The 13,393-nt window shown below is 73.5% G+C and carries 11 protein-coding genes; 5 read left to right on the top strand and 6 right to left on the bottom strand.

The annotated features are described in order from the left end of the window. Window positions 1-63 precede the first annotated feature (63 nt). The gene (locus ACGFYU_RS30235; RefSeq protein ID WP_393830483.1) at window positions 64-2,337 is read left to right on the top strand and encodes an MMPL family transporter; all 2,274 of its coding nucleotides are present in this window, start codon (window positions 64-66) and stop codon (window positions 2,335-2,337) included. Window positions 2,338-2,405: 68 nt separating this feature from the next. On the opposite strand, the gene ACGFYU_RS30230 is transcribed toward ACGFYU_RS30235, so the two are convergent. The 4 genes from ACGFYU_RS30230 to ACGFYU_RS30215 form a co-directional block, all read right to left on the bottom strand. After that, complete coding sequence (locus ACGFYU_RS30230; protein ID WP_393830482.1) at window positions 2,406-2,882, bottom strand: hypothetical protein; 477 nt, start codon at window positions 2,880-2,882, stop codon at window positions 2,406-2,408. 170 nt (window positions 2,883-3,052) lie between these two features. Then, window positions 3,053-3,253 carry an AlpA family transcriptional regulator gene (locus tag ACGFYU_RS30225; protein ID WP_030710687.1) on the bottom strand — a complete coding sequence of 67 codons (201 nt, stop codon included), beginning with the start codon at window positions 3,251-3,253 and terminating at the stop codon, window positions 3,053-3,055. Between the two features lie 242 nt (window positions 3,254-3,495). Then, window positions 3,496-4,506, bottom strand: coding sequence for a Gfo/Idh/MocA family protein (locus ACGFYU_RS30220; RefSeq protein WP_393830481.1), 1,011 nt, complete (start codon window positions 4,504-4,506; stop codon window positions 3,496-3,498). Between the two features lie 20 nt (window positions 4,507-4,526). Then, complete coding sequence (locus tag ACGFYU_RS30215) at window positions 4,527-5,441, bottom strand: sugar phosphate isomerase/epimerase family protein (RefSeq protein WP_393830480.1); 915 nt, start codon at window positions 5,439-5,441, stop codon at window positions 4,527-4,529. Between the two features lie 42 nt (window positions 5,442-5,483). Here ACGFYU_RS30215 and iolC point away from each other — a divergent pair, with 42 nt between their 5' ends. The 4 genes from iolC to ACGFYU_RS30195 are packed head-to-tail and all read left to right on the top strand — an operon-like array spanning window position 5,484 to window position 10,884. Continuing rightward, window positions 5,484-6,467, top strand: coding sequence for a 5-dehydro-2-deoxygluconokinase (iolC, locus tag ACGFYU_RS30210; protein WP_393830479.1), 984 nt, complete (start codon window positions 5,484-5,486; stop codon window positions 6,465-6,467). Further along, window positions 6,451-7,500, top strand: a complete 1,050-nt coding sequence (iolB, locus tag ACGFYU_RS30205) for a 5-deoxy-glucuronate isomerase (protein WP_393830478.1) — start codon at window positions 6,451-6,453, stop codon at window positions 7,498-7,500. The genes iolC and iolB overlap by 17 nt, the downstream gene beginning before the upstream one ends. Next, entirely contained in the window at window positions 7,497-9,371 is a 1,875-nt protein-coding gene (iolD, locus tag ACGFYU_RS30200) for a 3D-(3,5/4)-trihydroxycyclohexane-1,2-dione acylhydrolase (decyclizing) (RefSeq protein WP_393830477.1), read from the top strand. The genes iolB and iolD overlap by 4 nt, the downstream gene beginning before the upstream one ends. Before the next feature lie 13 nt (window positions 9,372-9,384). Further along, window positions 9,385-10,884, top strand: a complete 1,500-nt coding sequence (locus tag ACGFYU_RS30195) for a CoA-acylating methylmalonate-semialdehyde dehydrogenase (RefSeq protein ID WP_393830476.1) — start codon at window positions 9,385-9,387, stop codon at window positions 10,882-10,884. Window positions 10,885-10,954: 70 nt separating this feature from the next. Here ACGFYU_RS30195 and ACGFYU_RS30190 read toward each other — a convergent pair whose 3' ends face one another. Beyond that, window positions 10,955-12,154 (bottom strand): hypothetical protein, encoded by a 1,200-nt coding sequence (locus ACGFYU_RS30190; RefSeq protein ID WP_393830475.1) that lies wholly within the window; start codon window positions 12,152-12,154, stop codon window positions 10,955-10,957. Window positions 12,155-12,215: 61 nt separating this feature from the next. Continuing rightward, entirely contained in the window at window positions 12,216-13,241 is a 1,026-nt protein-coding gene (locus ACGFYU_RS30185; RefSeq protein WP_393830474.1) for a WxL protein peptidoglycan domain-containing protein, read from the bottom strand. Window positions 13,242-13,393: the final 152 nt, after the last annotated feature.

Here is a 13,393-nt window from a genome sequence, read left to right as displayed (position 1 = left end):
AGCGACTGCTCGTGTTTGCCAGTCTATTCGGCCTGGCAATCACGGTGAAGGGGACACCGAGTCATGTCCGAAGTCAAAAAGCCGCCGTCTTCCGGGGGAGAGCGGCACGGGGAGAGCGGCAGGTGGACCCGCTTCGTCACGGCCCGGCCACGTCTCTCGCTGCTGCTCGCGCTCGTGGTCACGGCGCTGACCGTGTTCGCGGGCGGCGGCGTCGCCGAGCGGATGAGCAGTGGCGGCTGGGAAGACCCGGGCGCCCAGTCCACCTACGCCACCAAGGCCCTGGAGCGCGAGTTCCCGGGCTCCCAGCCCAATCTGCTGCTGCTCGTGGAGGCCGGGTCACAGGCCGCCGGGGTGGACGATCCCGCCGTCGCCGCCGAGGCGGAGCGGCTGACCGCGCGGCTCGCCGCCGAACAGGGGGTCGTCGGCGTCGGCTCGTACTGGCGCACGCACCTGCCCGCGCTGCGCTCCGAGGACGGCCGGCAGGCCCTGATCGCGGCCAGGGTGCCGGGTGACCCGAAGGCGGCCTCCGAGGTGCTGGAGCGGATCGCCCCCCACTACCGGGGCGAGCACGGACCGGTGCGGGTCTCCCTCGGCGGGCCGGTCGCGGTCCAGCGCGAGGTGACCACGACCATCCAGGAGGACCTGCTGCGCGCCGAGCTGATCGCCCTGCCGGTCACCCTCGTCCTGCTCGTCCTCGTCTTCGGCAGCGCTGTCGCGGCCGTGCTGCCGCTCGGCGTCGGCATCGTGGCCATCCTCGGCACCAACGCGGTGCTGAGCGGCCTCACCGAGTTCACCGAGGTCTCCGTCTTCGCGCAGAACCTGACCACCGCCCTCGGCCTCGGACTCGCCATCGACTACGCCCTGTTCATCGTCCGCAGATTCCGCGAGGAGCTCGCGGCGGGGCGGGATCCGGTGGGCGCCGTCGGGGCCACCGTGCGCACCGCCGGGCGCACCGTGCTGTTCTCGGCGCTGACGGTCGCGGTCGCCCTCTCGGCGATGGTCCTCTTCCCGATGCCCTTCCTACGCTCCTTCGCCTACGCCGGGGTCGCGGTGGTCCTGCTCGCGGCAGCGGCCGCTCTCATCCTGCTGCCGGCGGCCCTGGTACTGCTCGGTGAGCGGGTCAACTCCCTGGACCTGCGCCGACTGTGGCGGCGGGGGCCCGTGTCCGATGCCGGGCCCGACGCCGCGCCTGGTGCCACGGCGGAGCAGAGGCGGGGCTGGGGGCGGGCGGCCGCGCTGGTGATGCGCCGGGCCCCGGTCTTCGCGGTGGCCACCACCGCCGGGCTGCTGCTCCTCGGAATTCCCTTCCTCGGCGTCAAGTTCGGCACCGTGGACGACCGGCAGCTGCCCGGCACCGCCGAGTCGCGTGTGGTCCAGCAGCAGATCCGGGACGGCTTCCCGGGCAGCCCCGGCGGCGAGCTCACCGTGTTCGCCGAGGGGGCGCACGGCCCCGCCGAGCTCGCCGCCTACCGGGATCGGGTGGCCGCGCTGCCCGGGGTGGTCCGCGTCGACGGGCCGGTGAGCACCGGCGCCGAGGCGAGCTACGCGTACTTCTCGGTGACCACCGAGGGGGAGGCTGTGGGGCCGCGGGCCCAGGGCCTGGTCGGCGACGTGCGGAAGGTCGATGCCGACTTCCGCACCTCCGTGGCAGGGCAGGCGGCGCGGCTCGTCGACACCCGGGAGGCGATCGCCGACGCCCTGCCCACCGCACTGGCCCTGGTGGCAGTGGCCACGCTGCTGCTGGTCTTCCTGCTCAGCGGGAGCCTGCTGATACCGCTCCAGGCGGTGCTGCTCAACGCCCTCAGCCTGACGGCGATGTTCGGGGCGGTGGTGTGGGTCTTCCAGGAGGGCCACCTCTCCGGACTGCTCTCCTTCACCGCCACCGGGGACATCGAGACCACCCTGCCCGTGCTGATGTTCTGCATCGCCTTCGGGCTGTCCATGGACTACGGGGTGTTCCTCATATCCCGGATCAAGGAGGAGTACGACCGGACCGGGGACCACGAGGGGGCCGTGCGCGGCGGACTGGCCCGCACCGGCGGTCTGATCACCGCCGCGGCCCTCATCCTGGCGGTGGTGATGGTGGCCATCGGCACCTCGCGGGTGACCAACACCAAGATGCTGGGCCTCGGGATCGCGCTGGCGGTGCTGATGGACGCCATGGTCGTCCGCAGCCTCCTGGTCCCGGCGGTCATGAAGCTGACCGGCAAGGCCACCTGGTGGGCACCGGGCCCGTTGCGCCGCCTGCACGAGCGGATCGGCCTCAGCGAGGGCGAGTCGCCGCAGCCGGCGGCGGAGCACCCGGAACCGGAGCCCGTCCCGGCCGGGGCCCGGTAGGGGGCGCCCGCCCGGGAGCCCCCGGTGCCCGCGGGCCCGGGGGTGCCTCCCGGCAGAACGGCGTGGCGTCAGCTCTCGACGTTCGCGCAGATGGCGTAGGCGTCGAAAGCGCTGGTGACGTTCGAGTTGTTCTGGACGACCACGACCCAGGCGGTGAACTCGGATCCTTGCGGGAAGGACCGGAAGGCCTGCACCTCAGGGATGAACCCGAAGAATCCGCCTCCGATCACCTTCTTGCCGGCGGGGCACGGCACGATGGCCTGGGCATTGTCGTGGGCTGCGACCAGCTGGTTGTCGAGGACGACCACTTCATAGCCGGCCAGCGGCGCCGGGCACGTGGCCTTCGGGCCCTTCTTGCCCTTCGGCTTGGATGTCTTGCAGGACTTCCCGGCCGCGGAGGCCTTGCCGGGGCCGTCCGCGGCCGTGGCCGGGGAAGCGATGCCCGCCAGCGCGAGCGCCAAGGACGCCACGGCGCAGCCGGCGGCCCACGTTCTCCTCCGCGGACGGCGGGTGTGAGCTGATCTCATGGTGGTCTCGGGGGTCATGCGGTGCTCCTTGCGAACCGATGCGGAGGGCGTGCGGAGCTGGGTCGGCTCCAGTCCGGTAATCGGTTCGCGGCAGCGACCGCTTGAGGGTTTCGCGGGCCGATCAGCGGATTGGCGTACTGCATGTGGGTGCGGGACGGGGCCCGGGAGTCCCGTCCCGGGGCTGTGCGTCAGTCCTCGCGGCGGCCTCGGTTGCCGGGGCGGCGGGCCACCCAGGCGCGGACGGTGTCGGCGTACCAATAGGGCTTGCCGCCCTCCACATGATCGGGTGGGGGGAGCAGCCCGTGCTTGCGATAGGAGCGCACGGTGTCCGGCTGGACCCGGATGTGGGCGGCGATCTCCTTGTACGACCACAGCTGTCGGTCGCTCATGACCACACCTCCTTGTCCACGCCGCGGGGCCGGCCGGGAGGCCGTCGGGGGAGCCGGCGCGTGGACACTGACGATCACTCAGGGTTCTGCCCGGGGAACGACGCTGGGTGAGGGCAGGGGAGGGGCTGTCGACCGCCTGTGACGGAAGACCCGCGTCATGCGGACATGCGTGACACAAAGGCGACCCCTGTGACAGATGTGGCACAGGGGTCGAAGGGGAAGAAAAGGTTTGGAGGAGGGGATCAGTGGTACAGGGCCGGTCGTTCCGCCAGCTCCACGGGGGTCCGTAGGCCGGTGCGCGCGGCCGTCAGGCCCGCTTCCGAGACGGCGGCCGCGGCGTAGCCGTCCCACGCGTCCGGGCCCGCCACCCGGCCCCGCGCCGCCGCGGCCACCCAGGCGCGCAGCTGCCGGTCGTAGGCGTCGGCGAAGCGCACCGTGAAGTCCTGGTCGATCGCGCCGCCCCAGCGGCCCGCCGACTGCACCACCATCGCGTGGCCGTCGCCGATCCGGGCGCTGCCCGCCTCGCCGACCGCCTCGCACTGCACCTGGTAGCCGAAACCGCAGTTGACGAAGATCTCCACGTCGACGACGGCCCCGCCGGAGGTCTCCAGCAGCACCAGCCGGGGATCGCGCAGCCCCTCGGGGGCGGCTGCCGTGGGCCGGGGCGAGAGCACCGTGACGGCGGTGATCTCCTGCCCCAGCAGCCAGCGGGCCGCGTCCACCTCGTGCACCACCGAGTCGCTGATCAGCATGTCGCTGGTGAAGAAGGACGGGGAGGCGGCGTTGCGGTGCCGGCAGTGCAGGAAGAGCGGTCGCCCGATCCCGCCCGCGTCCAGCAGCTCCTTGAGCCGCTCGTACTCGGCGTCGTACCGGCGCATGAACCCCACCTGCACCAGCCGTCGCCCCAGCCGCCGTTCGGCCTCCATGACGCGCAGGGCCCCCGCCGGGTCCGGGGTGAGCGGCTTCTCGCACAGCACCGGCAGTTCCTGCGCCAGCGCGTGCCCGATCGCCTCCTCGTGGGCGGGTCCGGGCGAGGCGATGAGCACGGCCCGCACCCCGGGCGCGGCTATCGCGGCCGCCGGGTCGGTGTACGCGCCGGCCCCGTCCAGGCCGGCGGCGACCTCCTTGACCCGGTCCCCGTCCGGGTCGGCCACCGCCACCACCCGGGCGCCGCCGACGGTCCGGCCGATCCGGCGGACGTGGTCCGTTCCCATCTTCCCGGTGCCGATCACCGCGATTCCGAGCGTGCTCATGTCGTATCCCTCCCGGGGAGTCAGCGGGCGCCGCAGGAGCGCAGGTAGTCGCGGGTGCGGCGGGCGATCGGCAGCGGCCGGTCCGGCTCGCAGGGGTACATGTCCTGTTCCACGATGGCGAACAGGTCCACGCCGAGCCGCTGGGCGGCGGCAAGAACCGGTTCCAGGGCGGGCACCCCCGACGGCGGCTCGCACATCACCCCCCGGGCCACGGCCGGACCGAAGGGCACCTGGTCGGCGACGACTTCGGCGAGGATCCGCGGATCCACCTGCTTGAGGTGGAGGTAGCCGATGCGCTCGCCGAAGGTCTCGACGGCCTGGACGCTGTCGCCGCCGCAGTACGCGTAGTGCCCGGTGTCCAGGCAGAGCGAGACGAGGCCGGGGTCGGTGGCATCCAGGAACCGGGCCACGTTCTCAGGGGTGTCGATGTGCGTGTCGGCATGCGGGTGGACCGCGATCCGCAGCCCGTACCGCTCCCGCACCTCGCGGCCCAGCCGCTCGGTCTGGGCGGTCAGTTCACGCCACTGGCCGGGGGTGAGGGTGCGGTCCTCCAGCACCTCGCCGGTCTTGTCGTCCCGCCAGAAGGAGGGGATGACGACGAGATGGGCCGCGCCCATGGCCTGCGTGAGCGCCGCGATCCGCGACACGTGCTCCCAGGTGTCCTCCCACACGGCGGGCCCGTGATGGAGTCCGGTGAAGACGGTTCCGGCCGAGACCCGCAGCCCGCGTTTGGCTGTTTCCTCGGCGAGTCGGGCGGGGTCGGTGGGCAGATAGCCGTAGGGGCCGAGCTCGATCCACTCGTACCCCGCGTCGGCGACCTCGTCGAGGAACCGCTCCCAGGGGGTCTGCCGGGGATCGTCGGGGAACCAGACACCCCAGGAGTCCGGAGCCGATCCGATGCGGATACGGGTCAACGCGGGTGGGGAGGACGTCATGACGGCCACCTTAGGGTGCGAGACGAAGTGGGAGGACTGACTGTGACCGGCACAGGCGCAGGCGCGGGCACCGGCGATCCGTTCGCGTTCGACCTGATCACGATGGGCCGGATCGGGGTGGATCTCTACCCGTTGACGACCGGCGTAGCACTGGCGGACGCGGACACCTTCGGCAGGTTCCTGGGCGGCTCCCCGGCCAACGTGGCCGTCGCGGCGGCCCGGCTGGGGCGGCGCGTCGCGATGATCACCCGGACCGGGGCGGACCCCTTCGGGGCGTATCTGCGGGCGGAGCTGCGGGGGTTCGGGGTGGACGACCGGTGGGTGGCCGAGGTCGCGGACTTCCCCACGCCGATCACCTTCTGCGAGATCTTCCCGCCCGACCGCTTCCCGCTGTACTTCTACCGGCTGCCGAAGGCCCCCGACCTGGAGATCGCGGCCGAGGAGCTGGACCTGGCGGCGGTACGGGCCGCGCGGGTGTTCTGGATGACGGGGACGGGCCTGAGCGAGGAGCCCTCGCGGGCGGCGACGCTGGCCGCGCTGGAGGCGCGGGCGAAGTCCGGGATCACGGTGTTCGACCTGGACTGGCGGCCCATGCTGTGGCGGGAGAAACCGGGGCCGTACTACGAGCGGGCACTGGCCGGGGCGACGGTGGCCGTCGGCAACGCGGAGGAGTGCGAGATCGCCACGGGCGCGGCGGAGCCGTACGCGGCGGCACGGGCGCTGCTCGCCGCCGGCGTGGAACTGGCCGTGGTCAAACGGGGCCCGGAGGGCGTGCTGGCGGTCCACCGCGACGGGACGGTGGCGGAGGTGCCGCCGGTGGCGGTGGAGGTGGTGAACGGGCTGGGGGCCGGGGACGCGTTCGGCGGGGCGCTGTGCCACGGGCTGCTCGCAGGGTGGGGGCTGGAGCGGGTCATGCGGTTCGCGAACGCGGCCGGGGCGATCGTCGCTTCGCGGTTGGCGTGCTCGTCGGCGATGCCGTTCTCCGACGAGGTGGAGGAGGTGCTGGGCCGTGCCGGTGACTGCTGAGTGGGGGATGGAGTGGACGAGGCTGATCGTCCTCGACCTCGCTCCGGGGGAGTCGTACGCGCACCGGTGCGGGGAGGCGGAGTGGATCGTGCTCCCGTTGTCGGGCGCGTGCCGCGTCCGCTGCGCGGAGCCGGCCCCGGACGGTCAGGTGCGGGTTCCAGATCGGGGCTCCGCCCCGGACCCCGCGCCTCAAACGCCGGCGGGGCTGGATGTGCCCTCCGGGCACTCCGGCCCGCCAGGCGCGGGCAACGCTCGGAGCGCCATTGCGGCCCCGGCGGCGGGGACCAACCCAGCCCCTCCGGCGTTTGAGGAGCGGGGTCCGGGGCAGAGCCCCGGCAGCGCACCGCAAGTCTTCGAACTGCGCGGGCGGCGCGGGGTGTTCGACGGCGTCACCGACTTCGCGTACCTGCCCCGGGACGGGCATGCCGAGGTCACTTCCGCCGGCGGCGGGCGCTTCGCCCTCGCAGGGGCGCGGTGCGCCGAGCGGCTGCCCGCCCGGTACGGGCCCGCCGAGGGGGTGGGGGTGGAGCTGCGCGGAGCAGGACAGTGCTCCCGGCAGGTGAACAACTTCGCCGCCGCCGGCCCGCACGGCTTCGCCTGCGACCGGCTCATCGCCGTCGAGGTGCTCACCCCCGGCGGGAACTGGTCCTCGTACCCGCCCCACAAGCACGACGAGCACCACCCCGGCGAGGAGTCCCGGCTCGAAGAGATCTACTACTTCGAGATCGCCCCGCACGGCGGCACCCCCGGGCTCGGCTACCAGCGGGTGACCCCCTCGCCCGCCGGGAAGACCGACATCCTCACCGAGGTGCGGACCGGGGACGCCGTGCTCATCCCCGACGGCTGGCACGGGCCGTCCATCGCCGCCCCCGGGCACGACATGTACTACCTGAACGTGATGGCCGGGGCGCCCGGCGAGCCCCGGGAGTGGTTGATCCGGGACCACCCCGACCACGCCTGGATCCGCGGCAGCTGGGACGGGCAGGACATCGACCCCCGGCTGCCCTTCCCCCGATCGGAGGAGCACCAGTGAGGCTCACCGTCGCGCAGGCCCTCGTACGGTTCCTCTCCCGCCAGTACGCCGAGCGCGACGGCCGCAGGCACCGGCTGATCACCGCCACCTGGGGGATCTTCGGGCACGGCAACGTGGCGGGCATCGGGCAGGCGCTGCTGGAGGCGGGCCCCGAGACGATGCCCTTCCTCCAGGGGCGCAACGAGCAGGCCATGGTGCACGCCGCCGTCGGGTACGCCCGGCAGAGCGGGCGGCTCTCCGCGCACGCCGTGACCACCTCCATCGGGCCCGGCGCCACCAACCTCGTCACCGGCGCCGCCCTCGCCACGATCAACCGGATCCCGGTGCTCCTGCTGCCCGGGGACACCTTCGCCACCCGGCCCGCCGACCCCGTGCTCCAGCAGCTGGAGGTCCCCCACGCCGGCGACCTCTCCGTCAACGACGCCCTGCGGCCCGTCTCCCGCCACTTCGACCGGATCACCCGCCCCGAGGCCCTGATCCCGGCCGCCCTCCAGGCCGTGCGGGTGCTCACCGACCCCGTCCAGACGGGGGCCGTCACCCTCGCGCTGCCGCAGGACGTGCAGGCGGAGGCCTACGACTGGCCCGAGGAGTTCTTCGCGGTGCGGGTGTGGGGGGTGCGCCGGCCCCGGCCCGACCGCCACGAGCTGGCCCGGGCCGCCGAGGCCGTACGCGGGGCCGCGCGGCCCCTGATCGTCGCGGGCGGCGGTATCCGGCACAGCGAGGCCCAGGCGGCCCTCGCCGCCTTCGCGGAGGCCACCGGGATCCCGGTCGCCGTCACCCAGGCGGGCAAGGGCGTCCTGCCGTACGGCCACCCCGCCGACCTGGGCGGGATCGGCCACACCGGGACCGCCGCCGCCGACGCCGTCGCCCGGGAGGCCGATCTCGTCATCGCCGCCGGGACCCGGCTGACCGACTTCACCACCGCCTCCTCGACCCTCTTCCAGAACCCGGCCGTCCGGTTCATCGGCCTCAACCTGGACCCGTACGACGCCCACAAACTCGCCGCCCTGCCGCTGGTCGCCGATGCCCGCGAGAGCCTCGACGAACTCCGCGAGGCGGTCGCCGGGCACCGCGTGGACCCCGGGTACGCGACGGCGTACGCGGCACGGCGGGCGAACTGGGAGGCCCGCGTCGAGCAGGCCTACGCCGTCCCGGAGGAGGACGAGGACGCCCCGCCCACCCAGGTCCAGGTCCTCGGGCTGCTCGACGCCCTGGTCGACGGCACCGACATCCTCGTCAACGCGGCCGGATCCCTCCCCGGAGACCTGCACAAACTGTGGCGGGCCCGGTCGGCGGACCAGTACCACCTGGAGTACGGGTACTCCTGCATGGGCTACGAGATCCCGGCCGCGATCGGCATCGCCCTCGCCGCCCCCCGCCGCCCGGTCTGGGCGCTGGTCGGCGACGGGACCTACCTGATGAACCCGACGGAGATCGTCACGGCCGTACAGGAGGGCCTCCCGATCAGGGTGGTGATCCTCGACAACCACGGCTACGCCTCCATCGGCGGCCTCTCGGGGGCGGTGGGCGCCGAGGGATTCGGCACCGCCTACCGCTTCCGGGCGCCCGACGCCTCGTACACCGGCGACCCCCTTCCGGTGGACCTCGCGGCCAACGCGGCCTCCCTCGGGATGGCCGTGATCCGCGCCCGCACCGTACGTGACCTGCGTGAAGCCCTGGCCCAGGCCCGCTCGGCGACGCGTCCCACATGTGTCTACGTACAGACCCGAACGCCCGACACTGTGTCGGGCCCACCCCCGGCACAGGCGTGGTGGGATGTTCCTGTGGCCGAGACCGCGACCCGCAAGGCGGCGGCCCAGGCCCGTGAAGAGTACGACCGGCAAGCCGCTCAGCGACGTCGCCATCTGTGAAGGAGCAAGGCACATGAAGACCGTCAACCACTGGATCGGTGGCAAGACCGTCGAGGGCGCGTCGGGCAACTACGGCCCGGTCACCGACCCGGCCACCGGCGAGGTCACCACGCAGGTCGCGCTCGCCTCGGCCGAAGAGGTCGACGCGGCGGTACAGGTCGCGAAGGAGGCCTTCCAGACCTGGGGCCAGTCCTCGCTGGCCGCCCGCACCAAGGTGCTGTTCGCCTACCGCGCCCTGCTGGACGCCAACCGCGACGCCATCGCCGAGCTGATCACCGCCGAGCACGGCAAGGTCCACTCGGACGCGCTGGGCGAGGTCGCGCGCGGCCTGGAGATCGTCGAGCTGGCCTGCGGGATCACCACGCAGCTCAAGGGCGAGCTGTCGACCTCCGTCTCCAACCGCGTGGACGTGGCCGCCATCCGCCAGCCCATCGGCGTGGTCGCGGGCATCACCCCCTTCAACTTCCCGGCGATGGTCCCGATGTGGATGTTCCCGCTGGCCGTGGCCTGCGGAAACACCTTCATCCTCAAGCCGAGCGAGAAGGACCCCTCCGCCTCCGTCAAGCTGGCCGAGCTGGCGAGCGAGGCCGGTCTGCCGGCGGGCGTGCTGAACGTCGTCCACGGTGACAAGGTCGCCGTCGACGCCCTGCTCTCCCACCCCGACGTCGCGGCCGTCTCCTTCGTGGGCTCCACCCCGATCGCCCGCCACATCCACACAACCGCCTCCGCCAACGGCAAGCGCGTCCAGGCGCTGGGCGGCGCCAAGAACCACATGCTCGTGCTGCCGGACGCCGACCTGGACGCGGCCGCCGACGCGGCCGTCTCCGCCGCCTACGGCTCGGCCGGCGAGCGCTGCATGGCGATCTCCGCGGTCGTGGCGGTCGGCTCCATCGGTGACGCCCTCGTCGAGAAGATCCGCGAGCGCGCCGAGAAGATCAAGATCGGCCCCGGCAACGACCCGACCTCCGAGATGGGCCCGCTGATCACGGCCGCCCACCGCGACAAGGTCGCCTCGTACGTGAAGGGCGCGGCCGACCAGGGCGCCGACGTGGTCCTCGACGGCACCGGCTACACGGTGGACGGCTTCGAGAACGGCCACTGGATCGGCCTCTCGCTGCTCGACAACGTGAAGACCGACTCCGACGCCTACCGAGACGAGATCTTCGGCCCGGTGCTGTGCGTGCTGCGCACCGAGACCTACGAGGAGGGCGTGGCCCTCATCAACGCCTCGCCGTTCGGCAACGGCACCGCGATCTTCACCCGCGACGGCGGCGCCGCCCGCCGCTTCCAGCTGGAGATCCAGGCGGGCATGGTCGGCGTCAACGTGCCGATCCCGGTGCCGGTGGGCTACCACTCCTTCGGCGGCTGGAAGGACTCGCTCTTCGGCGACCTGCACATCTACGGCAACGACGGCATCCACTTCTACACCCGCGGCAAGGTCGTCACGACCCGCTGGCCGGACCCCTCGGACGCGCCGGCCGGCGTGGACCTGGGCTTCCCCCGCAACCACTGACCGCCCGCACGCCCCGCAGTACCGCTCGCCCCCGCAACCCTCACGCGGGGGCGAGTCCGTTTTCCCCGACCTACAGCAGTGACCAGACGTCCGCCGCGGCCTTGGTGCTCCAGACCGCGTCGCCGTGGCCGTAGCCGGGGACGACCGTGAAGGAGACCCGGTCGTTGCCGCCCGCGCGGATCAGCTCCGCGCCGTGCGGGTGGTCGCCGCGGCCCAACTCCGTGTTGACCCAGACCACCTCGGCGCCGATGCGCTCCCAGGCGATCGGGTACGTGGCCCCGTCCCCGGCCCAGACGGCGGCGAGATCCCGCATCAGGGCGGTCGGCAGGAGCCCGCTGCCGAGCGCGGCGGTGGCCGCGTGCCAGGTGGCGAGCGGGGTGTGGGCCAGGCTGAAGCGGTCCTCGGCCGGGGTGGCGCCGAAGGCGTAGCCGCCCGCGCTGTGGCCCTGCGCGTAGATCCAGTTCGCCGGGCCGGGCAGGGCCGCCGTGCGGATCAGCGCGAAGTGGGCGAGCCCGGCGTGGGTGAAGCGCAGCGAGGGGTCCGGCGGCCACGGGACCGCGGAGGAGCCCGCCGGGTCGGTCACGGCCCGCGCGACCAGGGCCGCCAGCCCGGGATCGGCCGCGTGGGTGCCCTGCGCGAGCTGGGCGGCGTACACGTCCCGGGTGGCGGCCGCCCGTACCGCGAGATCGCCGGTGTACGGGCCGGTCGTGTCCAGCACGACCACCCGGCGCAGCCGCGGCGAGGGATCGTGCGAGGCCGCGTCCAGCGCGAGGGCGGCCCCGGCGGAGTGCCCGGCGTACTGGTACGGCAGGTGCAGTACGGAGTCCAGCGCCGCCACCACCCGGGCCAGGTCCCGGCGGTGCGCCGCGAGGCCCCACTCGGCGGTGATGTCCTCGGCCGCGGCGGCGTCCTCGCGCGGGGTGACACCGACGACGAGCAGGCCCTGGCGGCGCAGCTCGTGGGCGAGGTTGTGGTCGGCCGGGCCGCCCGGTGTGAAGAAGTCCGCCGCGAAGTTCAGGCCGCCGCCGGGCAGCAGGTACGCGATCCCGTGCGGGGCGCGCGTGATGTCCGCGACCACGTCCACCGTGACGGGCGCCGGGCCGCCGTCCTCCAGCGGCAGGGTGAGCCGTATCCAGCCGTCCCCCGGCAGGTAGGCGGCGGTGCCGGTGCCCAGCTCGCGCTCGATGCGGGTCAGCAGGCCGACGCCCCTGGCCGGGGCGGCGGGGCCGGCGTCCGTGCCGGGCCGGGTGTCTCTGTGGTCTTGGTCCATCGGTCGTGCCTCCCCGTGGTCGGAGGCGGCCGGATGCCGTCCCCGGGGACACCCTCGCCGGTCAGCGCGCTTCAGCCAAGTCCGGTGTGGATTCGGCCTGTTCCGGGTGGGCGCGGCGGCGGCGCAGCACGAGGAGGGCGATGCCGGCCCCGGCCGCGACCAGGAGGAAGCCCACGGCGGGCCACGGCACGGCGATGAAGTCCGTCTCGGACGTGGAGACGAGATCGGGGTGGGCCGCGGCCCCGGCGGTGATCTTCACGGTCACCCAGTCCGACTGCGGTGCGTCCGGCCACGGTTCGGTCAGCTCGATCCGCTGGCCGGGCAGCAGAACCAGCTTCAGCTCGCGGGCCGGCCGGTCCAGCACCTCGCGCCCGAACAGCCCCTCGGCGGACACCGTCACCTTCGGCTCGACGACCACGTTGCCCCGGTTGACCAGGGCGTACGAGATGGTGGCGCGGGCGTCCTTGACCCAGGGCAGCAGCGGCGCCGACCGGCTGACGCGCACGTCCTCCACGCTCAGCCCCGGGGTCACCGGCCCCGGCACCCGGAAGTAGAGCCGGGCGCCCACCGAGCGCTTCACCCCGACCTGGACCTTGCCCTCCTGCTGGATGCCCTCCACGGCGGTGTTGAGGGCGACGATCCCTCCGACGTGATCGCCGGGCGTGGCGTCCGCCGGGACCTTCACGGTGAACGGGATGTCCTTGCGCCCCTTGGCCGGGACGGTGACGGTGGTCGCGGTCTCCGGCGGCAGCGTGATCCACGCGCCGACGTCCTTGGGCTTCGTCTCCACCGGCAGCAGGGCGAAGGCGCCGCCCGCCGGGGTGTTCATCGCGTCGGTCGCGAAGACCTGGAACGTCAGGTCCTTGTCGGAGGAGTTCAGGATCGTCGCGCTGTCGCTGACGGTGGTCCCGGCCGCGCCCTGGTGGAAGAAGTACGCGCGGTCGGTCATCGGAGCACCGGCCGGGGGCGTGGGGAAGACCCCCCAGGTGCCGTTGTCCGCCGCCGTCGCGGTGGCGGCCGGGAGCAGCAGGCCCGCGCCCAGCAGCAGGCCGACGAGCAGACCGTACAGAGAGGTGCGGGTGCGCATGGGAGCTTCTCCAGTCGGCGCGGAACGGGGGAAGGGGTGGTGGGGGGGGGGGGCGGGCCCCCCCCCCCCCCCGCCGCCGCGGGGGGGGGGGCCGGGGTTGTGGTGTCGACCTCCGCGGGATGGAGCGGCACACCAAGCCAAGGGTCAGGCGG

This window comes from Streptomyces sp. NPDC048337 (assembly GCF_043201175.1).
Classification (GTDB): Bacteria; Actinomycetota; Actinomycetes; order Streptomycetales; family Streptomycetaceae; genus Streptomyces.
This window is presented reverse-complemented; position numbering and strand designations above follow the sequence as displayed.

What these genes read in the sequence shown, in the direction of transcription:
- ACGFYU_RS30215 (WP_393830480.1), bottom strand. Translation starts at nt 5,441, where the DNA reads ATGACGTCCTCCCCACCCGCGTTGACCCGTATCCGCATCGGATCGGCT.
- ACGFYU_RS30220 (WP_393830481.1), bottom strand. Translation starts at nt 4,506, where the DNA reads ATGAGCACGCTCGGAATCGCGGTGATCGGCACCGGGAAGATGGGAACG.
- ACGFYU_RS30225 (WP_030710687.1), bottom strand. Translation starts at nt 3,253, where the DNA reads ATGAGCGACCGACAGCTGTGGTCGTACAAGGAGATCGCCGCCCACATC.
- ACGFYU_RS30185 (WP_393830474.1), bottom strand. Translation starts at nt 13,241, where the DNA reads ATGCGCACCCGCACCTCTCTGTACGGTCTGCTCGTCGGCCTGCTGCTG.
- ACGFYU_RS30190 (WP_393830475.1), bottom strand. Translation starts at nt 12,154, where the DNA reads ATGGACCAAGACCACAGAGACACCCGGCCCGGCACGGACGCCGGCCCC.
- ACGFYU_RS30195 (WP_393830476.1), top strand. Translation starts at nt 9,385, where the DNA reads ATGAAGACCGTCAACCACTGGATCGGTGGCAAGACCGTCGAGGGCGCG.
- ACGFYU_RS30235 (WP_393830483.1), top strand. Translation starts at nt 64, where the DNA reads ATGTCCGAAGTCAAAAAGCCGCCGTCTTCCGGGGGAGAGCGGCACGGG.
- ACGFYU_RS30230 (WP_393830482.1), bottom strand. Translation starts at nt 2,882, where the DNA reads ATGACCCCCGAGACCACCATGAGATCAGCTCACACCCGCCGTCCGCGG.